At 55.0% G+C, this 26,393-nt stretch carries 19 protein-coding genes, 1 riboswitch and 1 other annotated feature; of the genes, 4 read left to right on the plus strand and 15 right to left on the minus strand.

The annotated features are described in order from the left end of the window. Window positions 1–556: 556 nt before the first annotated feature. The 6 genes from IAE55_RS32475 to IAE55_RS32500 form a co-directional block, all read right to left on the minus strand. Window positions 557–1,927, minus strand: a complete 1,371-nt coding sequence (locus IAE55_RS32475) for an NCS2 family permease (protein WP_105444312.1) — start codon at window positions 1,925–1,927, stop codon at window positions 557–559. 156 nt (window positions 1,928–2,083) lie between these two features. Then, window positions 2,084–2,183: riboswitch (purine riboswitch) on the minus strand. Between the two features lie 242 nt (window positions 2,184–2,425). Next, entirely contained in the window at window positions 2,426–3,964 is a 1,539-nt protein-coding gene (guaA, locus tag IAE55_RS32480) for a glutamine-hydrolyzing GMP synthase (RefSeq protein ID WP_145949970.1), read from the minus strand. A gap of 78 nt (window positions 3,965–4,042) precedes the next feature. After that, window positions 4,043–6,259 carry a transglutaminase-like domain-containing protein gene (locus IAE55_RS32485; protein WP_200634867.1) on the minus strand — a complete coding sequence of 739 codons (2,217 nt, stop codon included), beginning with the start codon at window positions 6,257–6,259 and terminating at the stop codon, window positions 4,043–4,045. Then, window positions 6,260–7,573, minus strand: coding sequence for a DUF58 domain-containing protein (locus IAE55_RS32490; RefSeq protein ID WP_200634868.1), 1,314 nt, complete (start codon window positions 7,571–7,573; stop codon window positions 6,260–6,262). Further along, on the minus strand, window positions 7,570–8,553 hold the full coding sequence (locus IAE55_RS32495) for an AAA family ATPase (RefSeq protein WP_234490028.1): 984 nt from the start codon (window positions 8,551–8,553) through the stop codon (window positions 7,570–7,572). The genes IAE55_RS32490 and IAE55_RS32495 overlap by 4 nt, the downstream gene beginning before the upstream one ends. 168 nt (window positions 8,554–8,721) lie before the next feature. Further along, on the minus strand, window positions 8,722–10,059 hold the full coding sequence (locus IAE55_RS32500) for a polysaccharide deacetylase (RefSeq protein ID WP_200634869.1): 1,338 nt from the start codon (window positions 10,057–10,059) through the stop codon (window positions 8,722–8,724). Between the two features lie 187 nt (window positions 10,060–10,246). On the opposite strand from IAE55_RS32500, the gene IAE55_RS32505 reads away from it, so the two are divergent. Further along, entirely contained in the window at window positions 10,247–10,873 is a 627-nt protein-coding gene (locus IAE55_RS32505; RefSeq protein WP_200634870.1) for a DedA family protein, read from the plus strand. Between the two features lie 149 nt (window positions 10,874–11,022). Here the strand turns inward: IAE55_RS32505 and IAE55_RS32510 are convergent, their stop codons facing one another. The 3 genes from IAE55_RS32510 to bcp all read right to left on the minus strand — a co-directional run bounded on the left by IAE55_RS32510 (window position 11,023) and on the right by bcp (window position 13,745). Continuing rightward, window positions 11,023–12,534, minus strand: coding sequence for a DHA2 family efflux MFS transporter permease subunit (locus IAE55_RS32510; RefSeq protein ID WP_145949966.1), 1,512 nt, complete (start codon window positions 12,532–12,534; stop codon window positions 11,023–11,025). Beyond that, a complete protein-coding gene (locus tag IAE55_RS32515; RefSeq protein WP_181909255.1) occupies window positions 12,527–12,982 on the minus strand; it encodes a MarR family winged helix-turn-helix transcriptional regulator in 456 nt (151 codons plus the stop codon). Before IAE55_RS32515 ends, IAE55_RS32510 begins: the two co-directional genes overlap by 8 nt. 304 nt (window positions 12,983–13,286) lie before the next feature. Further along, on the minus strand, window positions 13,287–13,745 hold the full coding sequence (gene bcp, locus IAE55_RS32520; RefSeq protein WP_145026461.1) for a thioredoxin-dependent thiol peroxidase: 459 nt from the start codon (window positions 13,743–13,745) through the stop codon (window positions 13,287–13,289). Between the two features lie 211 nt (window positions 13,746–13,956). Here bcp and IAE55_RS32525 point away from each other — a divergent pair, with 211 nt between their 5' ends. Both IAE55_RS32525 and IAE55_RS32530 read left to right on the plus strand, forming a co-directional pair. Further along, entirely contained in the window at window positions 13,957–15,015 is a 1,059-nt protein-coding gene (locus IAE55_RS32525; protein WP_105444320.1) for an LCP family protein, read from the plus strand. Between the two features lie 42 nt (window positions 15,016–15,057). Beyond that, on the plus strand, window positions 15,058–16,368 hold the full coding sequence (locus IAE55_RS32530) for a glutamate-1-semialdehyde 2,1-aminomutase (protein ID WP_200634871.1): 1,311 nt from the start codon (window positions 15,058–15,060) through the stop codon (window positions 16,366–16,368). 146 nt (window positions 16,369–16,514) lie between these two features. Here IAE55_RS32530 and IAE55_RS32535 read toward each other — a convergent pair whose 3' ends face one another. From IAE55_RS32535 to IAE55_RS32555, 5 genes are all read right to left on the minus strand, one after another. Then, window positions 16,515–17,969, minus strand: coding sequence for an ABC transporter substrate-binding protein (locus tag IAE55_RS32535; RefSeq protein ID WP_200634872.1), 1,455 nt, complete (start codon window positions 17,967–17,969; stop codon window positions 16,515–16,517). Window positions 17,970–18,085: 116 nt separating this feature from the next. Then, on the minus strand, window positions 18,086–18,958 hold the full coding sequence (locus IAE55_RS32540) for a carbohydrate ABC transporter permease (protein ID WP_200634873.1): 873 nt from the start codon (window positions 18,956–18,958) through the stop codon (window positions 18,086–18,088). Beyond that, window positions 18,959–19,861 (minus strand): carbohydrate ABC transporter permease, encoded by a 903-nt coding sequence (locus IAE55_RS32545; protein WP_240913475.1) that lies wholly within the window; start codon window positions 19,859–19,861, stop codon window positions 18,959–18,961. Window positions 19,862–19,976: 115 nt separating this feature from the next. After that, on the minus strand, window positions 19,977–21,302 hold the full coding sequence (locus IAE55_RS32550; protein ID WP_200634874.1) for a response regulator transcription factor: 1,326 nt from the start codon (window positions 21,300–21,302) through the stop codon (window positions 19,977–19,979). A 41-nt stretch (window positions 21,303–21,343) separates the two neighbouring features. Continuing rightward, window positions 21,344–23,152, minus strand: coding sequence for a sensor histidine kinase (locus tag IAE55_RS32555; protein ID WP_200634875.1), 1,809 nt, complete (start codon window positions 23,150–23,152; stop codon window positions 21,344–21,346). Between the two features lie 436 nt (window positions 23,153–23,588). After that, window positions 23,589–23,899, plus strand: a binding site (T-box leader). Window positions 23,900–24,339: 440 nt separating this feature from the next. On the opposite strand from IAE55_RS32555, the gene trpS reads away from it, so the two are divergent. Beyond that, complete coding sequence (trpS, locus tag IAE55_RS32560; protein WP_200634876.1) at window positions 24,340–25,353, plus strand: tryptophan--tRNA ligase; 1,014 nt, start codon at window positions 24,340–24,342, stop codon at window positions 25,351–25,353. 126 nt (window positions 25,354–25,479) lie between these two features. Here trpS and IAE55_RS32565 read toward each other — a convergent pair whose 3' ends face one another. Continuing rightward, window positions 25,480–26,346, minus strand: a complete 867-nt coding sequence (locus IAE55_RS32565) for a LysR family transcriptional regulator (protein ID WP_200634877.1) — start codon at window positions 26,344–26,346, stop codon at window positions 25,480–25,482. Window positions 26,347–26,393 lie beyond the last annotated feature (47 nt).

Below are 26,393 nucleotides of genomic sequence, written 5' to 3' on the forward strand. Positions count from 1 at the left end.
TTATACTCACTCGTTGTTCAGTTTTCAAAGATCAAACTTCGTTTCGTTACCACTCAGTGTTTCAGCAGCAACTCTTATATTATATCAAGTCCGACTTAGTTTTGCAAGCTCTTTTTTTAAATCTTTTTTTCAGGCTTGCTGTCCAACGCTTAAAGCGATGTTTTCTTGGCCGGAATTAGAATATACCATGTTTATAATTCTATTGCAAGCTTTTTCGACAAAAAATTTGTTTCCCCATTTATTCCATTCCCTCTGGTTCTATTCGTTGCACGCTGCAAACCATGCATAACCTTCATATATACTATCAAATCGTCTACCCTGTCTCCAAGCACGTCTTAATGGTTAGAGTAACTTCCCTCCTTATCAGAGTGCGCCTGCTCGCTCGAGCAACAGGGATCCACATAGCATTCCTTTTCTACAACATTATATATTCCCAACATCCACACATTTCTTTGCGGTATATAATAGATACCTTTCAATTTTGCCAAAAGTAAAAAAGCCCCCATCCGCTCCATAGCGGACAAGGGCAAGTCATTCAGCTCATCAATTCCTTAACTTACTCGGCACCGAGGAATGCGAACCGGCACACCACGATGATGGCCAGCACCCACATCAGCCAGTGAACTTTCTCTTTGCGCTTGCCGAAGATGTTGGCGAAAACCGCAAGTATCACATAGGACAGGATCCCTGCCGAAATCCCGTTGGCGATCCCGCCGGAGAACGGCATCAGGACGATCGTCAGGAAAGCCGGGAAAGCTTCAAAAAAGTCGTCCCACTCGATGTGGCGAACCTGGCTCATCATCAGCACCCCGACGATGATCAGTGCCGGCGCGGTAGCTGCCGATGGAACCACCAGCGCGAGCGGAGCGATGAACAGGGACAGCAGGAACAGAACGCCTGTCGTGATGGCCGTCAAGCCTGTGCGTCCGCCTTCCTCAACGCCTGCCGTGCTTTCCACGAAAGAAGTGATCGTGCTCGTACCCAGAACGGCACCGGCGCTGACGCCGACCGCATCGACGAGCATCGCTTTACCGACGATTTTCTCGCCTTTCTCTTTATCCTTCATGATGCCCATCCGGGTCGTCGTACCCACGAGTGTTCCAAAGGTGTCAAACAGCTCCACGAACGTGAATATAAAGACGATATCGAACAATCCGATGTGCAGCGCACCCTTCAGATCGAGATCCCCGACGGCCAGGTTGGAGAACGAAGGCAGCCAGTTGGCATGGGACAAGCCGCTGAGGTCCGTCACGCCCATTGGAATGCCGATCAGCGTCGTTACGATAATGCCGATCAGGAGTGCCCCTCTTACTTTCAGGACCATCAGAATGGCGATAATCAAAAGTCCGATCAAAGCAAGCAGCGCATCTTTATGTGTAAAGAAATCGCTTAGTGCCAGGTTGAAGCTTCCGCCGCCTATCGGCTTGCTGATATCGGTACCGGCGTTCACGGTGATCGAGATCAGGTTGGCGAGCTTAAAGCCGATGATGGAAACGAACAAGCCGATACCAACCGTAATAGCGGTTTTAATGTTTTTCGGAACGGCGACCATCAGCATTTGCCGGACGCGCGTTACCGTCAGAATGATAAAAATAATACCCGAAATAAATACGGCGCCCAAAGCAGCCTGCCAGGTAATTTGACCATTGGATCCAAGCACGACGGTCATAAAATATGCGTTCAGACCCATACCCGGCGCCAAGGCGATCGGGATATTGACAAACAATCCCATCAGAATGGTAACGAGGCCCGCGCCGACTGCGGTGGCGAAAAACACGCCTTCATGAGGGATACCCGCACCGTCCGGCCCGAGAAACAGATTGTTGACGAACAGGATGTACGCCATCGCCATAAACGTCGTGAGACCGGCGATCATTTCTGTTTTTACATTTGTGCCGCGTTCCTTTAATTTAAAGAACCGTTCCATTTTCAAATAATCCCCCTTAGAAATTTGAGTCAGAACGACAAAAAAGCCCGGCAGACCGCAAAGCGACCACCGGACATTATGAATGAAAGAAAGAGATATCCCGCCAGCATCAGCTTGGACTTACCATGGTCAAGGCAAGCTGCGCTGCGAGTTGGACATCATCTCTTCTAAATTCGTAGCCAGATCATTACGGTGATCTCGTAGAGACTCCCGGGCCAATTCCCGGGATTATACGAAAGAACATATGTCGTTTCTCACATCATTCATTGTATGGAGACAAGCTTCACTTGTCAACAGAAAAAACGAATAATCGAGAGTGTGACATGATTCAATGTTCGGAAATTTACATATTTCTCCCATGGAGCAATGGCGCTTTACCCAGAACATTTTTTCTAACTAGGGCTTAGCTTTTGGAATCGACCCGGAAATTATGTAGAAAACAAAAAAAAGACCCGCACCTGCCTAAGCAGATACGGATCTTGAACCTAACGATTAACCTTACTCCCACTCGATCGTGGCCGGAGGCTTGGAGGTAATATCGTACACGATGCGGTTAACGTTCTCCACCTCGTTGACGATACGCACCGAGATTTTCTCCAATACGTCCCACGGAATGCGGGCCCAGTCGGCGGTCATGCCGTCGATCGAAGTTACCGCGCGGATGCCGACGGTGTACGAATACGTACGTGCGTCACCCATGACGCCCACACTCTTCATGTTCGGCAGAGCCGTGAAGTACTGCCAAATTTCCCGGTCAAGCCCGGCTTTGGCAATTTCTTCGCGCAAAATGTAGTCGGAATCCCGAACGATCGTCAGCTTCTCTTCCGTCACTTCGCCCAGCACGCGGATCGCAAGGCCCGGACCCGGGAAAGGCTGGCGATAAACGATTTCTTCAGGCAGACCGCATTCCTCGCCAACTTTGCGGACTTCGTCCTTAAACAGCGTTTTGAGCGGCTCGATCAGCTTAAATTTCATATCCTCCGGAAGGCCACCCACGTTATGATGCGACTTGATCGTCTGAGCCGTTGCCGTTCCGCTCTCGACGATATCCGTGTACAGTGTTCCTTGCGCCAGGAAGGCAAAGTCGTCAAAACGCGCAGACTCTTCCTCAAACACGTAAATGAATTCGTTGCCGATGATTTTCCGTTTTTGCTCGGGATCGTCCACGCCGGCCAGCTTGGACAAGAAACGCTCGCGGGCGTCGATTTTGACAACCTTCATATCGAATTTGCCTACAAAGGTATCCATTACGCTCTCGGCTTCGCCTTTGCGCAGCAGGCCGTGGTCGATAAACATACAGGTCAGCTGATCGCCGATCGCCTTGTGAATCAGCATCGCAACGACAGAGGAATCCACGCCGCCGCTCAGCGCGCACAGCACTTTCTGGTCACCGACGGTTTCGCGGATTTCACGAACCTGATCCTCAATAAAGGATTCCATCGTCCAGTTACCCTCACAGCCGCAAACTTCATAAAGGAAGTTGCGGATCATTTCGTTGCCGTTCACGGAGTGGCGTACTTCCGGATGGAACTGCACCGCGTACAGCTTCTTCTCGCCATGGCTCATCGCCGCGATTGGAGCCGACTCCGTACCCGCGTCGAGCTGGAAGCCGGACGGAAGCTCAACAACATGGTCCCCGTGGCTCATCCATACGACCTGACGGTTGTCCAATCCTTGGGTAAGCGTCGTGTCCGGTTTAAACTCAAGCTCTGCTTTTCCGTACTCGCGCTTGTGCGCACGCTCCACTTTGCCGCCGAGCTGCTGCGCCATCATCTGCATGCCGTAGCAAATGCCGAAGATCGGCAGCCCCAAATCGTACACAGCCGGGTCCACATGGGGTGCGTCTTCCGCATACACGCTGAGCGGTCCGCCGGAGAACACGATACCCTTCGGGTTCAGCTCCCGGATCTTCTCGATCGGCGTGTTAAAAGGCAAGAGCTCGCTATATACTCCCAGATCGCGGATGCGTCTTGCGATTAATTGATTATATTGTCCCCCGAAATCGAGGACAACGATGATTTCATTTGGCTTATTCATTACCGTGCCTCCCTCAATTAATGAAATCAATTATACGCAACGATAATTCATACCGTCAAGGAAGCCGCAGCACCTAAGTTATGCCAGCCTGCCGGCGATCAAAAGGCATCTTCGCAGGAAAGCGCTCCCTTGACTGCGGCTTACGGGAACCTGACCATAAGCTATCTTTTCCCATTCCGCGGCAAAATCGTACATTTCTTTGCGCATCATTTCATCATCTACCTGTAGGGACTGCACGTATTCCCGAACGGTGGCCCCCGGCAGAGCCGAGCCATAGCGGCGGGTAATGCCCTTCCAGGCCGGAAGCGCGGCCCGGAGCAGCTGCTCCTTGCCCGGAAAGGTCCGCCGCGATAAATACACCAGGCACCACAGCCAAATCAGGCCGCGATACATCCAGGCGCAGCGGACGGCGGCGGCCAGCAACAAAGTGGTGGCAGCCGCTCCAACCGCGATCCACACATGCTTGGCAATAAAAGACGCGATCCCGAGCGTGATGTTCTTCAACTGGAGGGCGGCGTGAACCCAATCCCAGGTCCCCCCTGAATGGACGTCCTGTGCCTGGACCGTTCCACTGTCGGAAGGCAGCGCAAATCCAGGCGTCGGGTCGAACGGAATCCAGCCGGAGCCGGGGAAATATACTTCGACCCAGGCGTGAGCGTCGCCTTCGCTGATTTGATAGCGTCCCGGGTGGCCGCTGTCCTCTTTTCCCGGGGCAAATCCCCTGACATACCTTGTTGGAATTCCCTCGCTTCGCAGCAGCACCGCCATGGCGGTCGAAAAGTGGTTGCAGTATCCTTTCCTTGTCGTAAACAGGAAGTCATCCACAAAATCCTCGCCTTGGGGCGGGACGCGGGTATCCATCGTGTAGGCGTAGTAGGTTTTCAAATAGTCCTCCACCGCGACGACCGCGTCATATCGTGTGAGCGACGCCGACGTAATCCGGTCCGCCAGCTGCTTCACGCGTTCGGGCAGCTTGTCCGGCAGCTGAAGGTATTCGTCCTTCACCCGCGCCGGATCCGCTCCCGTCTCTTCCCGCAGCAGCTGCGGATCCACGGCGGGAATGTCCGCCTTGATCCGGTAGCCGTTCACTTCTGGCACGCCCGAAATCAGCGGCACCTTGACCGTTCCCGCATCTTCGTCGGCGATCACGGTCAGGGACACCGATTTCCGGCTCGACTCCAGGTCGAGCACCTCGGCGATGGGGCCGCCTGCAAAGAGAGGGAAGCTCTCGGTCATGGGCCGGCTGAACATGATTTGCTGGGTAACGGTCCGGTACTCGGCCATCGGAGCTGCCGGCTCCTCTGCATCCGGGTCCGAGCCTTCAGGCCGGACCGCGCCCGGAATGAACAGGGTGCGGGAATCGGCCTCCTGACCGGTCCATTTGCGGCCATCATAGAGGCTGAGCGTTTCCCCGCGCCAATATGTAGGGACGGGGCTCTCCGCTTCAAAATAGAGCCGCCCGCCTTGGCTCAGGGGCATTCCCATGTCCTGATCGTCCCCGCTCAGGTTGTAGCCCGTCACGGCTGTGGCTGAGGCGTCGCCGTAATTGTCCCGGATCCAGGATTCCAGCCGGCCGGCTGCCTGCTCCAAGGATAACCTCCCCGGAGGCTTGGCCTCAGCCGCATATCCCAGCCCCCAGCTGCCGCCGAGGACCAGGAGGGACAGCAGGCTGAGCGACACGATCCAGGTGCCGTACACCTTGCCGCTAAACCTCCCCGATGTATCGCTCTCGCGCAGTCCGGACAGATGCAGCATCCCTTGAAGCAGCAGCAGCAAACCGCAGGTGCGGATCATATCGGCATAAATATGGATGCCAAGCAGCGTCTCAAGGCATATCAGGTAGAGCAGGGTGGCCGCGGCGAACAAAAAAATGCTGCGCCGCGACAGGGCGAGCGATTGCACGGAATAAACCAATAAGGACCAGCCGACGATCAAAACCAGCGTCCGGGTCTCAGAGCTGGTCTCGGCAAAGTGCCCGGTGGACAGCAGCAGCAGAATATCATCGCGGCATTGCGATATCCAGGAAATCAGCCAGCTAAAGGGCTGGCCCTCTCCGGAAACGTTAAACCAAGCGGCCCCGACCAGCACGAAGTACACCGGGAGGGTAAACGTCCACCTCGTCAGCAGGGTTCCCCACAGCAGCAGAAGCGCTGTCAGCCACAACAGCGTCGTCATAAATCCGTCGTCCGTGGAACCCGTCAGCGGCCGGAGCGGAATGAGCCATTCGGCGAACAGCCCCATAAAGGGCAGAGAGATGATGAGTCTGTACAGAAGCGGATCCGTACGCTCCTCCATCTATACCGCCCCCTCTCCGGGGAAGTTCGACTCCACGTGACCGACGCGGGATACACGGCCGCCGTGCACGATAAAAACACCGGCCCCCAGACGCGAAAGCAGCGCCGCCCGGCGGAACAGGCCGGGGTCGTGGATCGCCGCAGCGTACGATGCCGAATCGCTGCTGTCGTTTCTTTCCGCAGCGCCTGCGCAATAGATATCCACATATCCCCCGGAGGAGATGATCCCGGATACGGCGCGGAGCAGCTCGTCGGTCAGATAGCCGGTGACGACTGCCGTTCTTTTGCCCTTCAAGTTCCCGGCAGCTTCCTGAAGCTGTGCAGGCAGCGGCATGCCGCCGGCCAACGTCAGTCCCGACAAGGCTACGAGCATGCCGGTGATCTCTTGCCCGGTCTCCTGCCTTAACGCCGGGCCGGGTCCTCCGGCTTCTCCCGGCACATCGGCACGAAACCCGGAGCTGAGCAGCACCACCTTCTCGCCGGCACGCCCGGCTTCAATGAGCAGCCCTGCCGCCGTCGAAACTGCGGTCTCGAACCCCCGCTGCGCGGCCTCGCCGCTGACGTCGCCTGCCCGGGCGCCGGCCGGCATATAGCCGCTGAAGGAGCGGTCGATCATGACTGCGTAAGAGGACTGCTGCGCCTCCTCCGGCAGGCTCGTATGCAGGCTGCCCCACCGGGCGAGGTGCTTCCAATGGATACGGTTCGGCGGATCCCCCGGAACGTATTCCCGCACCTCCATTCCCTTCATGCCGTCCGCAAACCGGGGAGGCCGGAGACTGGTCTCTTCGCTGTAAGACAGCGAAGCCGCCGGCCGGCATTCCTGTCCGACGGGGAGCGGCTCCGGCAGCACGATAAACCGGCCTTCTCCCTTTACGACCTTCCTTCCCTGGAACCAGCCGAACAAGCCGCCCCATTCCAGCGCACAGGCTTCAAACCCGTAATGCCCCCGCGGAAGAGCGGGAATCTCATAGCGATACGTTAAAGAGCGCCGAAATCCCGGAAAGAGCACGCGCCGGAAGCTCCCGCCGGTATAATAATCCTCCACAGCCATCCAGGGGAGGGGCAGCGGTGAGCGGAAATGAATCCGCATGGTCACGGGCACGGCCTCTCCCGACGGAACCAGGCTTTGGGGCAAGCATCGTTCCACCCGGATTTGCCGGGGACCGAGCAGCTGAACCAGCATGCCGCCGGCCAGCACCAGGCAGGTCACAAATATCATGAACCATAAGGCCTTGCCTCCGTGCAGCCGGTACATGGCCACCAGACCGCCCAGCACGGCAAGCCCGATCCCCCATTCGAGGACCCGCCGCATCATAAGCGGCCTCCTTTGCGGGAGTGAACGGGCAGCACCAGCTGCTGCAGCAGCTCCCGGACCAGCTCCTCGCCGCTGGCCCCCGCAAGAAGCGCGGCATGGTTCAGCATCAGCCGGTGGGCGAGGACCGGCACAGCAGTATCCTTGATGTCGTCCGGGATGACATAAGAGCGGCCGGCCATGTAGGCCGAAGCCTGGGATGCGTTCATCCAGGCCAGCGTCCCCCGCGGGCTGATGCCGAGCTGGACGTTCGGATGGCGGCGCGAGGTGTCGGCCACCTGGACGAGGGCCAGCTTAATGGACTCGTCAACGAAGACGCCGCGGACGGCGCGCTGCATGTTCGCCATTTCTTCCGCCAGCATGACCGGCTTTATGGCGTCCAACGGATGCTCCAGCTGCATTCGCGTTAGCAGCTCCACCTCCTGGGCCGGCTCCGGATACCCCAGGCTCAGCCGCATCATGAACCGGTCCATCTGCGCCTCAGGCAGGCGGTAAGTCCCTTCGAAATGCAGCGGGTTTTGCGTCGCCAGCAGCAGGAACGGGCGCGGAAGCGGATAGGTGGTGCCGTCCACGGTCACCTTCCGCTCTTCCATCGCCTCAAGCAGGGCGGATTGGGTCCGGGGCGAAGCCCGGTTAATTTCGTCCGCCAGCACGATATTGGAGAGAACCGGTCCGGGCCGGAACTCGAAGCTGCCGCTGTGCGGATGGTATATTGATGTGCCCGTTACGTCGCCGGGCATCAAATCGTATGTGAACTGGATCCGGCCGAACGTGCAGCCAAGGCAAGCGGCGATGGCCCGGACCAGCATTGTTTTGCCTACCCCCGGAACATCCTCCAGCAGAATGTGGCCGCCGCTTAGCATGGATATTAGGGCAAGGCGTATTTCCTTTTCTTTACCGACGATAACGGATCCGACGCGCGATAAGACGCGGTTCAATAATTCCGGGGCAACATCATCATGAAACACCGATGGAGTCGACAAAGTAACAACCTCCGTTTCCAATCATGGCTTGTTCCCCTCAAAACAGGGAATCTATCAATATTCTCTCCATGTAGAAAAGGAAGTAGACCTGCCGCACCGGCTCATTTTTTAAGAGTGACGAAACCCTCTGCAAAAATCGTAGATTCGCTCCATTGGGCATCCAGACCGTTAAAATACCGTGACCCGACGCTCCTCTTCATTAACCGATGCCGTGATTCCGGCATATCCGGAAGCTTCAAACAAGCTGCGCAGAGGCACCCACAGCGATCCATTGACCGTCAGCACCTGCAGCGTCGCCCTAGAGATCACCTGATTGCCCTCCAACGCCTCAAGCCTGCCCGTTTCCGCATGGATCCGCAGCGAAACCGCGGCGTCCGCCGACAAGGACGCGACCCAGGCCGCTCCGGCCGAATCCCAGGCCGTACTGCCCCCAATCCGCTCGGTCAGCGCGCGCAAAGGCACCATGTAATGTCCGTCAACGATGCTGTACTCGCCGGTATCCAGCGTGGTCTCGAGCCCGCCGACATCCAGGCGGAGCGGTTTGCCAGGCTCGAACAATGCAGCGTTCTGCGCGACATGCGACTGAATCCAGGCGGCGCTTGGCGCGCTTCGCTTCAGTCCGCGGGCTGTGGCATTCACTTTAAATTGAACCGGCGGGTCTTGCGGTGACAACACACCGAACTGATATCCGCGGGCCTTGTACCAGCTAATAATTTGCGGGAGGGCCTTCACGCTTTCCGAATGGCCGGGACCGTCATGCATGAGAAGAACTACCTTGCCTCCCGGGACGTCCGACGTGGCACCCTTCACGATCTCCGCAGCCGGGACATTACGCCGCTTGGAATCGCCGCTGTCCACGTTCCAATCCGTCACGACGTACCCTGCCTGCTGCAGCAGTTTAAAGTACGTGTCGTCAAAATGCCCGGCCGTCCCCCCGGGGGCCCTGACCAGCTGCGGCCTTTCTCCCGTGATCAGGCGTATCTCCTCTTCGGTATCTTTGATTTGGTCCCAGAACGCAGGAAAAGATTGATAGAGTTCGGTATAATTATGGTCATATGTATGATTGCCGATGGCATGACCTTCCTCGTAGATCCGCGAAATGAGCTGCGGATATTTCTTTACCTGCTCACCGAGAACAAAGAAGGTTGCACCAATCTTGTTTTTCTTTAAAATATCCAGCACCTCGCCCGTTAAATCGCTGGGGCCGTCGTCAAAGGTCAGATACACCGTTTTGGGGCTGACCGGAGCGGGTTTCTTCGTCGTATTGGAGGCAAGCAGCCCCGCTTGGCCCACATGGACCGGATCGGTTTGCCGTCCGATGACAGCAGAACTCTTTTCCCTTGCAGCTTCAATGCCCGGAGCCGTCTTGACCGCATTCTGAACCAAGGGCGTCAAAGGCTGAAGCAAGGTTCGCCCTTCCCGGACGCTTGCGCAGAATATGATAGCTATCACCGCCAAAACGACCCCGATCGATCCCAGAACAACGCTGAATGTCTTCTTCACCATGTACCTTCTACCTCCACTATTTCTATGAGTTCTGCTTTCTGGTAGATTATATGGTGAGAGAAGTGGAAATAGACTTAAGGAAAGCCGAATCTTTCAAGAGCTTAATCATCCTTGCTTCCGGATGTAATCCGGCTGGAGTCCGGTTGTTTGATCTTAGGGGCCCGACCTGAATTGGAGTGAAAACCTTTTGGAATTGTTAAAATGGATACATTTGATGTTCGAGCAATACGGCTACCTCGTGCTGTTTCTCGGACTGGCATTGGAATTTATCGCTCTCCCCTTCCCAGGTGAGACGACGATGGCCTATGCGGGCTTCCTGTCTTACGACGGCATGCTTCATTACGGGTGGCTGCTGATCGTTGCGTTTGCCGGAACGACCCTGGGGATGACCATTACATACTTCATCGGCCTCAAGGCAGGCCTTCCTTTTCTCCAGCGCTACGGCAAATGGTTCCTGCTCTCCGAGCATAAACTGGAACGGGCCAGCCGCTGGTTTAACAAATACGGGCAAAGCCTGGTCTTTATCGGATATTTCATCCCCGGCGTCCGCCATTTTACCGGCTACTTCGCCGGCATGATCGCCCTGCCCTTCCGCAAATTCGCGTTGTTCGCGTACAGCGGCGCGCTGCTCTGGGTCATCCTGTTTATCAGCATCGGCAAAATATTCGGGCCGCAGTGGAAGTTCGCTTTTCACCTGGTGGAAAAGTACTCCTTCTGGATCGTCGGCGCCGTCATTATCACTGTTGTCGGGTTTCTTCTCTACCGTTACCGCAAAAAAATGCGCTCGCTGCTGTCCAAACTGCATGTCAGCTGACATGCCGGGACAGTGAACGGCCACGGCGAGGAAGCGATGAGCTCCGTCCAGTGGCGCTTCCCCTGCCTCGTTGCCACAAATAAAAAAGACGCACGCTGCATGAAATGCAGTGCGCGTCTTTTCTTTTACATCCTAAAAATATAAGTTCATTAACCCTCCGCGTTTGCGGTGCTGACGCTTTGTCCTTGAAGCTCGTTCTTGAGCTCGGTGTGCGGCTTCGTTCTCTTGATGAAGAAAGCGAGAGCCAGCGCGGCGACACTCAGCCAAGTTGCAACGATGAACGCATAGTTAATGCCGTGAACCATCGAATCGGCGGTCAGCTTCGCCATAGCGGCTTTGTCGGCCGGATTGACCGTACCCCCGGCAAGGACGTCCTTGACATGACTCTTCGTTTCATTGGTCATGACCGTCACCAGGATCGCCGTACCGATCGAGCCCGAAATGGTACGCAGCGTATTGGACATCGCCGTACCGTGAGCATTCATGTTCCGCGGCAGCTGGTTGAGGCCTGCAGTCTGGATCGGCATCATCAGCATCGACATACCGAACATCCGAATCGTGTAAATGACGATCAGATGAGTGTACGATGTTTCAACGGTCAAACGGCTGAATTCATAAGTCATGATCACCGTGATGATCAAACCGACGACGGCCAGCCATCTTGCCCCGATTTTATCAAAGACCGCACCGGTAATCGGCGACATGATCCCCATCAGAATCGCGCCGGGCAGCATCATGAGGCCCGATTCGAGCGGCGTGAAGCCGCGGATGTTCTGCAGGAAGATCGGCATTAGGATCATGCCCGCGTACAACGCCATCGTGATAATGACGTTAATGATCGTCGTCAGCGTAAACATGTTGTATTTGAAAATCCGGAACTCCAGCATCGGCATCTTGGATACGAGCTGGCGCCATACAAAGAGAATCAGACCTACCGCGCCGACTATCAGCGTGGCAATAACGGTCGCGCTTCCCCATCCGTCGGTACCCGCGTCACTGAAGCCATAGAGCAGGCCGCCGAAGCCGATGGTCGACAGAACCACCGACAGGAAGTCGAATTTCGGTTTGGTCACGCTCGTTACGTTCTTCAAGAAAAATACGCCGATTAATGTGGCGATGATCGCTACCGGCAGGATGATGTAGAACAGAACCCGCCAGGAGTGATGTTCAACGATGTACCCCGACAATGTCGGTCCGATAGCCGGAGCCAGGATCATGGCGATCCCCATCATGCCCATCGCAGAGCCCCGTTTTTCGATCGGGAAAATGTTCAGGAACACGACGGTCATCAGCGGCATCAGAATGCCTGCGCCAGCCGCCTGAATGACGCGTCCGGTCATAAGTATCCCAAAATTGGGTGATATCGCGCATATCAGCGTTCCCAGCGAAAACATCGTCATCGCCGAAATAAACAGCTGGCGGGTTGTAAACCGCGCGATCAAAAATGCCGATACTGGAATCAATACGCCGTTAACCAGCATGAAGCCGGTCGTAAGCCATTGGCCTGTCGTCGGCTGAATGCCCAAATCATCCATAATTTTGGGCAGGGCGATATTCATCAAGGTCTGATTCAAAAATGCCACGAATGCGCCGAGGAGCAGTGCGGCAATGATCGGCCCTTTCCGGATATGCTCCATAGATTGAGCTTGACTGCTATTCATAATTACTTTCTCTCTCTCCCTTTTGGCTGAAAATCTGAATAATTTGCTGGTGTGTCGCTAGTAAATGGCTTCTGTCCTCCTGTTTGATCTGTAAAAGAGGCAGCAGGCAGCCCATGCTGACTTGCTCGGTCTGCTGTCTAAGTTCATCTCCCTTCTCAGTTATCCGCAGCGCGATCGACCGCCGGTCCGTCTGGAGCCGTCTGCGTTCAACGAGCCCGGCCTTGACGAGCCGATTGACAACCCCGCTGGTGGCGCTGTTCCCCATAAGAATTAAATCTGCCAGCTCGGAGAGTCCGATGTCCGGATGCTCGCGGAGCGTGTGCAGGACAAGATATTGAATCCAGGTGGTCTCAAGAGCATCGGCATGCTTCCAGAAGATTTGGTAAAACGTGAGATTGACCTGGCGAAAAGAGTACAACAGTTCGAGAATTTCTTCTTGAGGACCCAAAATCATTCTTCACCCTGTTTCTATTTCCATCTCTTAATATTTCGCATACGAATTATTTTAAAACCAACATGTTTACGTGTCAATAAAAACATAAGAATAAATTTACATATATTTTTGCAATTCATTTTCAAAAATATCCCTGAAATTTACCGGAATCGCTTTCATTAGAAGAGCGGTACTCGGAGCGGCTGCAGACCAAAACTGGGCCCCCGAACCATTCCGGGAAGCCCAGCTCCTATTCAATGCTTTACTTCCTATAGATATGATCATGCGTTTTAATATTTGTACGGCGAGCTACATAAAATTAAAGGACTGACACGACGTCGCCGGCATGGCCCGCCACCCGGAGCTTCCGCCATTCCTTGATGAGCCTTCCCTCTTCATCGATCAGGAACGTCGAACGGACGACGCCCCAGAACTCGCGCCCGTACATTTTCTTCAGCTGCCATACGCCGTACAATTCGCTCACATGATGGTCCTTGTCGGACAGCAAAGGAAACGGCAGGCTGTATTTTTCGGCAAATTTGCCATGGGATTTAAGCTCGTCCGGGCTAATCCCAAGCACGACCGCGCCTTTCGCTTCAATCTGAGGAAGTGCGTCGCGGAAATCGCAGGCTTCCTGCGTGCACGCAGGTGTATTGTCCTTCGGATAAAAATACAGCACCACCTTGCGTCCCCTAAAGCTGCTGAGGGTGATCTCCTCCCCTGTAGAAGCCGGAAGGGTAAAATCGGGAACGATGTCTCCAACTGCAAATTGTGTCATATGTATCACTTTCTCCTTTCAGAGGCCAAGCACTGCATCTATATAAATTGAACACTTTCGTTCATTTTATCTTGGTGAAATGCTTTCCAGAATGTAAAATTGATTGTATTGTCAAAAAAAATTATAATAAATGAATCCTTACTCTACAAATGTCTGAACATGTCGAAGACAAGCACTCTCCTTCAACAGGATAGCGAAAGGAAGAAAAGGAATGACTCCAAGGAAAAAAACAATATTATGGATTATAGCCATTATCGTATTAGCCATCATCGGTTATGCGGTCTATTATTTCGCATCAATTTATAATGGCCTGCAGGGATTGCAGAAGTCCGCCGAAAACTCTCCTTTTAAATCGGTTACCCCCGTCGAAGTCAAAGTTCCCGATCCTCCCAAATGGGAAGGCACCGAACCGGTCAACATCCTGCTGATGGGCGTGGACGCCCGCGGCATCAAGGAAGGTGAAGTTCCCAGGTCTGACAGCATGATGGTCGCCTCCCTGGATCCCGTCAAGAAGCGCATCAATGTCTTTTCGATCCTCCGCGACACGTACACCGACATTCCCGAACACGGCCAAGACCGCATCAATACAGCGATTACCCATGGACCGAATACGGCAATGAAGGCAGTCGGTGATCTGCTTGGCATTCCTATCCAGTATTATGTCTATACGGACTTTCAAGGATTCATCAAGCTGGTGGACGCCGTCGGCGGCGTAGATTTCTACGTGGAGAAGGATATGTATTATCCGAGCAACGCGGACAACCATGAATACGATATCGACCTGAAAAAGGGCCAGCAGCATCTCGACGGCACAACAGCTCTGCAGTACGTCCGTTTCCGTCATGACGCAACATCGGACTTCACGCGGACGGAGCGGCAGCGGGCCTTCCTGAAGGCGGTCGCCCAAAAAATGCAGTCCACGACGTCCATCATGAAGCTGCCGAACATTTTGGAGCAGGTCAGCCCATATATAGATACGAACCTGTCCGTCAATGACATGTGGAAGCTGGCGACAGTCGGTTACCAGAGTCAAATGGCCGGCAGCGAGCAAATTCCGCCGATGAAGCTGCTGAAAGAGGAAAAGATCGGCAGTGCTTCCGTCCTGACCGTTTCCAGCGAAAGCAAGCTGAAGCAGTATATCCAGGACATTATGAACAAGCCGGAGACGGTGCCGGTATCCAGCGAAGGCAAAACAGGCACCCCAACCAATACCAATTCAACAACCTCCGGCGAGACCGGGGAGAACGGCAGTACGGGCAGCAGCAACTAGGCAGCCCGCCTGCTTTTTATTTGAGAAAGGAAGTTATCCGTCATGAATCGAACACGTTCCGAACAATTATATCAGGAAGCACTGCAGCACATCGTCGGCGGCGTCAACAGCCCCTCCCGCTCGTTTAAGGCGGTTGGCGGCGGGGCGCCCGTCTTTATGAAACGGGCGAACGGAGCCTACTTCTGGGATGAGGACGACAACCGTTATATCGACTACCTCGCCGCTTACGGCCCGATCATTACCGGGCACGCCCACCCGCATATCACGGAAGCCATTACGCGTGCCGCTCAGAACGGCACCTTGTACGGAACGCCGACGCAGCTTGAAATCCAGCTCGCCCGGATGCTGAAGGAAGCGATCCCGTCGATGGACAAGGTCCGCTTCGTCAACTCCGGCACCGAGGCCGTCATGACGACGATCCGCGTCGCGCGTGCCTATACGAAGCGCAACAAGATCATCAAGTTCGCCGGATGCTATCACGGCCATTCGGACCTCGTGCTCGTGGCGGCTGGCTCGGGCCCTTCCACGCTCGGCATACCGGACAGCGCCGGCATCCCGACGAGCATTGCGCACGAGGTCATTACCGTGCCTTATAATGACCTCGACGCCCTTCAGGCGGCGCTGGCAAAATGGGGCGACGACGTGGCGGCCGTCATGGTCGAGCCGATCGTCGGCAACTTCGGCATGGTTATGCCGAAGGAGGGCTTCCTCGAGGGCCTCTGCCGCATGGCTCGTGACAACGGCTCCCTCGTCATCTATGACGAGGTGATCACGGCCTTCCGCTTCCACTACGGCAGCACGCAAACCTTTGCGGGCCTGCAGAACCATGACGCGATCCGGCCGGATCTGACCGCCCTCGGCAAAATCATCGGCGGCGGGCTGCCGATCGGAGCCTACGGCGGCTCCAAGGAAGTGATGGAGCAGGTCGCGCCGCTCGGCCCGGCCTACCAGGCCGGCACGATGGCGGGCAACCCGGCCTCCATCTCTGCGGGCATCGCCTGCCTTGAAGTGCTTCAAGGCGAAGGCGTCTATGAAGAGATGGACCGGCTCGCTGCGAAGCTCGCGGACGGACTGCAGGCATCGGCCGGCCGCTACGGCATGCCGCTGACGATCAACCGCATCCGCGGGTCGCTGTCCACGCATTTCTGCGACCATCCGGTGACCAACTACGACGAAGCGCAGGATACGGACGGTGAAGCTTTCGCCGCCTTCTTCCGCGCCATGCTAAACCGTAATATCAATCTCGCGCCGTCCAAATACGAGGCCTGGTTCCTGACCACGGCCCATACCGAAGCGGACATCGACGCGACGCTGGAAGCGGCAGATGCCTCCTTCAAGGAGATCAGCAAGTAAGAGAGGATCCGGGGAGGCCTGGAATCCACCCCGATCATAACGAAAGACCCTGCCTGCGGCTGTTCAGCCGGGGGCAGGGTCTTTTTTGTATTTATGATAAGTACCTCTAAGCTAACATCTGGCCACAATTCCGGCCGTCCGCTTCCTTACTGCTGAGGCTTGATCTCATCGAAAAACTTGGTTTGCACCAGTTTGGCCGCGTCGTCCAGCTGTTTCTTGGAGTCCGTGTCTTTCTTCGAGAACAGCTCCTGTACGACGTTGGACATCGCACCATAGTAATCCTGGGTGCCGTACTGGGCTTCAGGCTTGCCGTCCAGCAGTCCGAACAGGTTCGGATCGTATTTGTACACGTTGTCGTACTTGTCGTAAATCGCGGCCACCTTTTTACCGTACTCCGAATCGTCCTTGAAGTAGTTCAGCGGCGCCGGCACGAAATATTTATTGTTGGACTTACGCTCCTGAATGTTGCCCTCGAGCGCTTCCAGCCCTTTATCCGTAAAATAGTCGAACGTGATGTAGCGGAACGCCATTTCCTGCTCATCCTTGGTGGCGTTCGGATTAATGACGAGATAGTTGCCGCCGAGAATACCGTAATGCTTGCCGCCTTTCTCGGCCGCCGGCATCGGATAGGCCAGCACGTTCTCCGGCTTCAGCCCGCCCTGGTTGAGCGCGGCGTCAATGACGTCATACGCGCCTGCGATGACCATCGCCGTCCGTCCCTGCTGGAACGCGTTCAGGGCATCGCTCCAGCCGAGAGCCCAATCCTTCGGAATGGCGTTTGCTTCCCATCTCAGCTTTTTATAGAAATCGAGCGCCTTCACACCGGCATCCGAATTGAACGCCGCCGTATATTTCCCGTTCTCCACCTTCTGGATTTCCCCGCCCGCTTCGAACAAGAAGTTCGTCCAGTTCCATCCGGCTTCATTGCCTTTCCCCATCGGCGCAATGCCGGAGATGCCCTTCTTCACATCAGCGGCGCCTTTGGCCGTGTTGTACATATCGTCCCACGTCCAGTCCAATGGCGGCACCGGAACCTGCTTGGCGTCAAGCAGCGCTTTGTTGATCATGGTCGACGTGATGTACCCGTTCTGGGTAACGCCGTAGACCTTGCCGTCCACCATGAACTGGTTTTGCAGCAGCGGATTCATTTCGTCCTTGTATTCCCACTTGTTGTACAGGTCCGAGATATCCGCGACCCAGCCGCGTTCCACCAGCATTTGCGCTTCGGTCGCAAACGTGTTGTAGAATGTCGGGGCTTCGTTCGAAGCCATTTTGATGCCGATTTCGTTGACGCTGTACTGCCAGTCGTCCTTCACGATCGTCACGTTCGGATACTTCTCGGTGAACCGTTTGATCTTGTCGTCTTCCTGCTCCCGCAGATCTTTTTGGTCCGGAAGCGGATAGTGGATTTTGATCGTGATTTTCTTCTGGGTAATATCGTCCTCCGATTTCCCCGCATCCGTCGTCGCCGTCGTTCCCCCGGATCCATCGGACCCGCCGCCCTGATTGTCGCCGCCGGCCGTTTTGCTGCCGCCGCTGCAAGCCGCAAGCACCGAGGCCGACAGCAGGAGGCACATCAGCACCATGGAAAACTTACGCATTGAAACTCCCCTTTTCGTCAAATGGTATGGTTTACCCTCTCATCATAAAAGAGGATGGTTCATCAATCGATGTGTAATCGTATGCCCTTCATGTGCATGCCTACGATGGTTGCCGGTCATCCTTTGACCGCCGACAAACTGACGCTCCGCATAATGAACCTCTGGAACACGAGGAATACGAAGATCGGCGGGATCATGACCATGAACAAAATCGTGAATTTGATGTTATTGTCCATGCTCCGTGCGTTGATGACGTATTTGTAGATCGCCGTGGCCAGCGTATACTTTTCCTCACTGTGCATCACGAGCGACGGCCAGAACCAGTCGTTCCATGCCGTGGAAAAGATAAAGATGGCCAGTGTAGCGAAGATCGGCACGGACAAAGGAACGGCAATCCGGACGTAGCTTGTGAGCTCGGACGCTCCGTCGATGCGGGCCGCTTCGAAGATCTCCGGATGAATGCCGTCGAAGAAATTTTTCATCAGCAGAAAATAGTAGGCGCTGGCCCCGGCAGGCAGCCAGAATGCCCAGTACGTATTGAGCAGGCCCAGCTCCTTCAAATTAACAAAGTTCGGAATGATATAGCTCGACGCCGGGATAAACAAGGTCATCAGGATGAAAAAGTAAATTCCCCTGCGGAACGGCACATTCAGCTTCGAGATGCTGAACGAGGCCAGGCCAAGCACCAGCACAGTCATCAGCAGATTGCCGACGAAGATCAAGATCGTGTTCTTCAAAAACATTGGCAGGTTGACATAATCCCAGCCTTCCGAGAAATTGTCCCAATTCCACGTTTGCGGAAAGAAATGCGGCGGGAACGAGTTCACTTCCTGGTTCGTCTTCAGACCGTTAAACATCGTCATCAGAATCGGGTACAGCATCGTGACGACCATCACTGCGATGCCAAGCACCATGATGCCGTACACCACTTTGTTCAGCGGCTTCCTCAAATCGGAAGAAGAAAGGATTCCTCTGTCATGCTGGCTCATCTAGTAATCCTCCTTGTTCATCTTGAATTGAAGCAGTCCGAGCAGGCTGAGTACGATAAACATCAGCATGCCCAGGGCTGTCGCCGAGCCGTAATCCAGCTGGTTGAACGCGTACTTCACGATAAGCAGCGCATAAGTCAGCGTCGTGTTGTTCGGTCCCCCGTCAAGCAGCGCGAGCTGGGACTGGTAGGCTTGGGACGTCCCGATGATTTGCAGGATAAACATCAGCACGATCAGATTCCGTATGGAAGGGATCGTAATGTAGCGGATCCGGTTCCAGACGCCGGCCCCGTCGATCTCGGCGGCTTCATACCAGTCTCTCGGAATGCTGAGCACGCCGGCCAAATAGATCAGCATCGCGGATCCGAACTGCTGCCACGTCTCCATGAACACGATCGAGATCATGGACCATCGCCCGTCGGAGATAAAGGACACCGGTTCCACACCGAAGCTGCTGAGCAGCCCATTGATCGGACCGACCGGGTCATACATCCACCGCCACATGCCGTACAGCACAACGCCCGGCACTACAAACGGCAGGTAAGCGGCAATCCGGGCAAAGCCCTGAAAAAACCGCAGCTCCGAAATCGCAATCGACGCCACAATCGGCACCCAGAAGCCGATAATGACCGTTAAAAACATGTAATACAGCGTATTTTTAACGGCTGTCCACACATCGGGGTCGTGCAGCACCCTGGCGTAATTATCGAAACCGACAAAGGTGTTGCCTTTGACGAAATCAATCGTAAAGAAGCTGTACACCGCTCCTTTGATAATCGGCACCCACAAAAACAAAATGAAAATGACAATGGCCGGCAGGATGAACAGGTATCCCCAAAGATGCTTTTTCCACCTGCTCGTTCGTCTGCCCGCCGGCTCGCTCTTCGCTTCCGGCTTTAACATAGCTGTAGCGGGTTCCCCCATCTGTCTCCCTCTTTCCTCTAATGTTTCTTAGGATAATTGTAGAAAAGCGGGCTGCCCGCGCACATGTCTAGTTCTATGGAAATGATGGCTGTTCTTACTTCTTCATCTCGCTCGGGCTCATGCCGAAATACTTTTTGAATATTTTGCTGAAATGCTCCGGCGACTCGTACCCCACCCGCTCGGCGATTTCATAGCGGCGCAGGTCCGTGTTCTGAAGCAGGTGGCGGCTCTCCTCCATCCGCAGCTTGATGACGTACTCCCACAGGTTATGCCCGGTAATTTTCTTAAACAGGTAGCTCAAATAGTTCGGACTGACATGATTCTTCTTCGCCACCTCATGAATGGTCAGCCCCTTCTGGCTGTAGTTCTCTTCGATATAGCGCCTCGTGCTCTCCACAATCCGGTTGCTCTGCGTCGACAGCTCTTCTGCAGACGGATCTTCAGCGTAGTTATGCCAATTGAAGTCCCCGTAATAAAACACGTGGTAGTCCGGGTAGTGCCGGCTCCACAGTATCGCTTTATCGACCTGGCGGCCGAGTACGGAAAGAAAAGGAATGCCCTTCAGGATCTGACTGATGGCGACTGTACATTCCAGCTTCAAATATTTGCGGATATGATGGTACACGCTGCGGCCGGCCATTTCGAGCTGGCTGAGCTTGTTCTCGCCGGTTTCGGCATTCGCCGCCTCGCTCCACTGGATAATCGCATGGATGTCGTCATCCGGCGAGTAAAACAGAAGCGCATCCCATTCCTGATCGAGCAGCTCCTTCACAATATTGAGCGAGGCATACCGGAGAAGCCGCCGATCCCTGTCGGTATAGGTCGGGCTGCCAGAGGAAAGGTCCAGCCTTATTTTCATAACGGCAAAATACGGACCCTTCAGCCCAAGCTCACCATATTCACCGCCCGTCTCAAGATCCCCCGATTCGTGGCCCGCTTCTTCCGACAGCAGCCGGTTCAGAAGCTCGTTCTTGCGGGGCCCGGGCTCCTCCATGCGAAAATCCTCTTGCGTCGCGGTCAAAAGCTCATTCACCTGCGGTATCCGTTTATCCATCTTGAGCAGCACGCTGCCGACGGAGTCCAGAAACTGCTCGCTGTTCAGCGGCTTCAGCAAATAGTCCTTGGCTCCGAGCCGGATCGCGCTTTGCGCGTACTGGAACGTTTCATGCGCTGAAATAATAATCGTCTGCACCCACGGCTTGATGATTTTCGCCTGGTGCATCAGCTCGATTCCGTTCATCTCCCCCATCTGAATGTCGGTGACGAGCAGGTCGACCTCCTCCATCCGGACGATATCGAGCGCCTCATGGCCGCTGCCCGCCGTGTAGACTTGACCGATGTCGAGGCCCGATGCGCTCAACAGCCCGGCTAATCCTTTGCAGATGAGCGGCTCGTCGTCGACGACCAAAATATTGAACATGGATGCTCCCCCTTGTATGTAGCTTGTTTATACCTTGTTTGTCATGAACCGCCTGCCTTTTCGGCGGGAAGCGTGATCGTGACCAGCGTGCCACCGCCCGGGCGGACGCTGTAGACAAGGCCGTACTCCTTGCCGTAGTGAAGCTGAATCCGCTGATGGATGTTCCGGACCCCGTAACCGGTCGAAGGATCATTTGTTTCACTGTTCAAGTTCCGGTTGATGGCTTCGATGTCCACCGGTTTGTAGCCATTATCGGAGATGCGGATGCGCAGGATGCCCCCGGACGCCTCTGCTTCGATGCGGATTTCGCCGTCCTCCCCCATATTTTTAATGCCGTGAATGATTCCGTTTTCGATCAAAGGCTGCATCGTAATTTTCGGAATGCTGAACGGGTGCAGCGATTCCGGGACGTCGATGTCCACCTGGAACACATAATCGTATCGGTTCTGCTGCAGCTTGATATAGGCGGTCGCATGCTCCAGCTCCTCCCCAAGCGTAATTAGCTCCCTCCCGCGGCTCAGGCTGATTTTCATCAGCTTGGACAGGTCCTTGATCATCTCGGCCGACACGTGGTTGCCTTCCATCTTGCTTTTCCAGTAGATGCTCTCCAGCGTGTTGTACAGCAAATGCGGGTTGATCTGCTGGTACAACAGCGACAGCTGCGCTTCCTTTTGCTTTAAATCCATGTCGTATTTGTAATGAATCAGATCGTTCAGGCGCCGGGCCATTTCGTAAATGGTGGAGATCAGCACGCTGACCTCATCGTTACGCTTCCGGTGCGGCGTTTCGGGCACGGCATTCCCCGGCTCATAACGCCGGACGAAGGTGACCAGCTTCTGCAGCGGGGTCATCAAGGACCGCCAGAAATATAAAATGATGATCAGACCTGCGGCGAAATACGCGACCGAGATGATCTGGATGACATGCTTCATTTCGTCCTGCTGCTGCAGGAGCGCTTTGACCGGCACTTTGTACACCAGCTTCTGCTGGAGCACGTAGTTATAATCCACGACATAGATAAAATCCTTCGTAATGACGTCCTTGACGCCTATGGGTGAATTCCCCGGCTCCACTTCGGGAGGAAGGCTGAGCACGCCCTCGGCATCCGGCTGGGTGGAGGTCAGAATGTGATTGTTCCAATCGGTAAAATACAGCTCGCCTTCCGGCAGCGACACGGTCTTCAGCGATTCGCCGATCCGCGCGTCCACGTTCGTTACCATCAGCACGCCGATCGTACCGCCCTGATCAATGTTGTTGATCGCGCGGACATAGCCGAGCGTCTTCTGGTCATACTGCCCCTTCGCCGGCGGGGATAAATGATCGGTTAGCCGCAAATAGCCGTTCCCTTTACGGGCTACCGCTTCGTCAAACCATTCCGGCTTCTCGGCCTCGTTCGAAAAGAAATAGACCCCCGACTTTTTGGACTCCGGATAATAAGGGGCAAAAAAGTAATGGTTGCCGGGATCGTACACGTACAGCGAATAGTACAGCGGCTCCCGCTCATCGCTCTCCTGCGAGTATGAGCTCAGCATGCGCTCCAGCTTCTCGTAGGTTTTCACCCGCTGCAGCACCGTGTCCTTCCCCGTTGTATCCAGCTGCTGGACCACCGAATTCTGAAACACCGTCGCCGTCACCTTGTTAACGGTTTCAATATCGCGGCTGATCAGTTTGAAATTTTGCTTGTTCAGCTCTATATAAGCATTGGTTACATGGCGTTTTAAAATCTGGCCCGCCCTGTTGTTGCCGTACCCGTTCAGAATAAACACGGGAATGACGAGAACCAGAAACAGCAGGATCATCTGCTGCCTGACGTTCATTCTCGCCAGCGGATTGCGGATCCCCCGCTTCATCAGTCATAACACCTCCGGCTTTCCTTCAATATACCAACAATAAAAATGGGGAAGTATGTGCGTTTCTACGACAATCATTCGCGATTGTAAGATATGCACGGTTGACAGGCCCATGGGCGATTAGTCCTAGTGTAATTTATTTTCGGCGGGTTGCCAGTAAAATTTTACAGCAGCGTTATTGGCGGGCCGCGGCGGTGGAATAGCAACGGGACGACAACGGAATAGTAGCGGAATAGCAAAAGGTTAACAACGGAATCGTGACTGAATAGCACCGGGATTGCAATGGGATGGCAATTGGATTGGAACGGGATTGCAAAAGGTTAACAACAACGGAGTCGTGACCGAATAGCACCGGGATTGCAATGGGATTGCAACGGAATAACGGCAGATGCCCTCTTTCCTTCCTCGAAAAAATGAGCTACAATAGTCCAAATCCATTTTCACGATGATGAAGAAGAGTACGCGCGAATTGCGGCCTTACAGAGAGCCGGCGGGTGGTGCAAGCCGGTGGCGGCGCGCGCGGAAGTGGGCTTCGGAGTGCCACGTCTGAACAGGAACGCTTCCCAAAGAAGCGGACAGTAGGATGGGCGGCAGGTCCCCACCGTTAACCGGGGCAGGGTATCGAGGAAGGCATACGCAATTTTCTTTTCGTTTAGCGCCGGAATCCGTACCTGTTGAGCAGGGCTGCATCCCTTGAGGATGGCGGCCAATCAAGGTGGCACCGCGGGCTAGAGCCCCGTCCTTGGATAGATCTCCGTCTGGAAATTTTTCAGCATGGAGATCCCAAGGGCGGGGCTTTTTTGGCGTTGATATAAGAACGTATTAGCTTCGGAGACTTGGGCTTCCTTATATCGCAAGCAAAAGTTCCGCTAAATGCGGGCTGGCTCCTTAGGAGGTTCGTCGATAAACGTCTTATAGCCGTTGAAATGTGCTTTGGGACTGGGGACTTGTCTTGAAGCTTGACCTAAGGAAGGCATGAGCTTGGGGGCCCCTCCCAAGCGTGGTATCGGCGTCTATCGTCGGTCCTTCTGCCCGATCAACTAAAGCAAAACTCAAAACTGCATGATTGAAGGAGGTGATGGCCATGGATGACGGCTGGTGGTGGCGTCCCGGGAAGACCGGGTTACTAGACATGATCGCTAATGAAGTTCCGTATACAAAACAATTTCAATTCAGGAGGAATAACCATGACAATTTCAACAAACTCACAACCCAAGGACATTGTCCTCACCGGAGACCGGACGACCGGCAAGCTGCATCTCGGCCATTACGTCGGCAGCCTGAAGAACCGGGTGCAGCTTCAGCAGCAGTGCGAAACCTATATCATGCTGGCGGATGTGCAGGCACTGACCACCCATTTTCATACGCCGGAAATGCTGGCGGGCAGCGTGCGCCAGGTGGCGCTGGACTATTTGTCGGTAGGCATTGATCCCGACCAGGCGACGCTGTTCGTGCAGTCGATGATCCCCGAGATTGCCGAGCTGACGGTGTTTTATTCGATGTTCGTGTCGGTCAGCTCGCTGCGCCACAACCCGACGATCAAGAGCGAAGCGGCCGAGCGCGGATATGAGGATCTGTATTACGGTTTCCTCGGCTACCCGGTCAGCCAGGCGGCGGACATCACCTTCTGCAAAGCTACCCTGGTTCCCGCCGGCGATGACCAGATCCCTCATATCGAGCAGACGCGCAAAATCGTCCGGCGCTTTAACGAGCTGTACGCACCCGTCCTGGTTGAGCCGCAAATCATCGTAGGTGAACGGCTGGATGGGCTCGACGGTTCAAGCAAAATGAGCAAAAGCCTCGGCAACGCCATCTCCCTCGATTCCACCACGGATGAGGTCCGCAGCCGGATTCGCAAAGCCCCAACCGATCCAGCGCGCGTGCACAAAACCGATCCCGGCCATCCGGAGGTCTGCACGATTTACGGGTATCACCGGATTTTTCGCCCCGAGGACAGCGGCAATATTCATGACATGTGCACCCGGGGCACGCTCGGCTGCGCCGCCTGCAAAGCTAAAATCACCGGGGCGATCGAAGAGGTGCTGGAGCCGATCCGCGAACGCCGCGCCCGGTATGAACAGCGTCCCGGCGACATCGACGACATCCTGATGGCAGGTACCACCAAAGCCCGTGAGGCCGCGCGCCAAACGATGGGCGAGGTGCGGGAGGCTATGGGGATCAACTATTTTGACCGGAGATAAAATAGCAATAAAAATGGGCTGCCCGGAACCCTCCGGTTAGCCCATAGGAGAATATCCGTCCAAGGTGATACGGCAAAGCCGTTCCTTGGGCGGTTTTTTTGATTGGTAATAACGAAGCGGCACGCTTTAAAAGCTCTGGACCAGGAAGTCCCGAAATTCGCGCGCAGATTGGGATAAATAGCGCTCCTTTTGCCATGCGATTTGGTAAGTACGCCGACAGACCGGTTCCTCGATCCGCAGCACATGAAAAGAAAATCCGATCCGATCTACCAGTGTCTCAGGGATAAAGGCGATGCCTACCCCCGCCCGGATAAAATGGCCAACGGCCGAATGCTCATCCACCTCGCACACAATATCCGGCTCAAACCCGGCCTGCCTGCAAAACTGATCCGTCATTTTCCGAAATGGATTGCTGCTCTGGATGCAAATAAAAGCCTCCCCCGCCGCCTCGCTTAACCGGATACTGCTGCGGCCCGCAAACCGGTGTGACGAAGGCACCGCCAGCAAAATTTCTTCCGTCAAAAAGGAAATTCCCTCGATGCCCGGCTGCTCGATCGGTGGGAACGTGATGCACAGGTCCAGCTCCCCGCTTAACAGCTTATCCCGCTTTTCCTGCTCTCCCGCCTGGGAAATTTGCAGCCGGATCTCCGGATGCATCCCCAGAAAATCTCCGATCCGGTCGGAGAAGCATTTATGCGTGGTCGTCGCCAGATTCACCCTGCCTTTCTCCGCTCCCGCCAGATCCTCGAGTTCCCTTTTTCCGTCTTCCAGGGCGTTCAGCGCGGTCTCCACCCTGCGCAGATAGGCCCGGCCAAAGGCGTTCAGCCGGATCTGCCGCCCCTTCCGGTCAAACAGCGGTACGCCCAGGTCCTCTTCCAGCCGTGAAATCGTCTTGCTGAGGGCAGGCTGGGCAATGCGCAGTTCCTCTGCCGCACGGGTCATGTGCTCAAGTTCGGCAACTTTGCGAAAATATTGAAGCTGCAGCAGCTCCATCGAAATCCCTCCTTATATACCAAAGGTTATTAATAAATAGCATTATA

Source organism: Paenibacillus sp. S28 (genome assembly GCF_016624415.1).
Classification (GTDB): Bacteria; Bacillota; Bacilli; order Paenibacillales; family Paenibacillaceae; genus Paenibacillus_AQ; species Paenibacillus_AQ favisporus.

Excerpts from the sequence above, each read along its gene's own strand:
- IAE55_RS32535 (WP_200634872.1), bottom strand. The coding sequence starts at position 17,969 with ATGCGTAAGTTTTCCATGGTGCTGATGTGCCTCCTGCTGTCGGCCTCG.
- IAE55_RS32550 (WP_200634874.1), bottom strand. The coding sequence starts at position 21,302 with ATGTTCAATATTTTGGTCGTCGACGACGAGCCGCTCATCTGCAAAGGA.
- IAE55_RS32510 (WP_145949966.1), bottom strand. The coding sequence starts at position 12,534 with ATGAATAGCAGTCAAGCTCAATCTATGGAGCATATCCGGAAAGGGCCG.
- bcp (WP_145026461.1), bottom strand. The coding sequence starts at position 13,745 with ATGACACAATTTGCAGTTGGAGACATCGTTCCCGATTTTACCCTTCCG.
- IAE55_RS32545 (WP_240913475.1), bottom strand. The coding sequence starts at position 19,861 with ATGTTAAAGCCGGAAGCGAAGAGCGAGCCGGCGGGCAGACGAACGAGC.
- IAE55_RS32500 (WP_200634869.1), bottom strand. The coding sequence starts at position 10,059 with ATGGTGAAGAAGACATTCAGCGTTGTTCTGGGATCGATCGGGGTCGTT.
- IAE55_RS32530 (WP_200634871.1), top strand. The coding sequence starts at position 15,058 with ATGAATCGAACACGTTCCGAACAATTATATCAGGAAGCACTGCAGCAC.
- IAE55_RS32490 (WP_200634868.1), bottom strand. The coding sequence starts at position 7,573 with ATGATGCGGCGGGTCCTCGAATGGGGGATCGGGCTTGCCGTGCTGGGC.
- IAE55_RS32565 (WP_200634877.1), bottom strand. The coding sequence starts at position 26,346 with ATGGAGCTGCTGCAGCTTCAATATTTTCGCAAAGTTGCCGAACTTGAG.
- IAE55_RS32475 (WP_105444312.1), bottom strand. The coding sequence starts at position 1,927 with ATGGAACGGTTCTTTAAATTAAAGGAACGCGGCACAAATGTAAAAACA.
- guaA (WP_145949970.1), bottom strand. The coding sequence starts at position 3,964 with ATGAATAAGCCAAATGAAATCATCGTTGTCCTCGATTTCGGGGGACAA.
- IAE55_RS32525 (WP_105444320.1), top strand. The coding sequence starts at position 13,957 with ATGACTCCAAGGAAAAAAACAATATTATGGATTATAGCCATTATCGTA.
- IAE55_RS32555 (WP_200634875.1), bottom strand. The coding sequence starts at position 23,152 with ATGAAGCGGGGGATCCGCAATCCGCTGGCGAGAATGAACGTCAGGCAG.
- IAE55_RS32540 (WP_200634873.1), bottom strand. The coding sequence starts at position 18,958 with ATGAGCCAGCATGACAGAGGAATCCTTTCTTCTTCCGATTTGAGGAAG.
- trpS (WP_200634876.1), top strand. The coding sequence starts at position 24,340 with ATGACAATTTCAACAAACTCACAACCCAAGGACATTGTCCTCACCGGA.
- IAE55_RS32485 (WP_200634867.1), bottom strand. The coding sequence starts at position 6,259 with ATGGAGGAGCGTACGGATCCGCTTCTGTACAGACTCATCATCTCTCTG.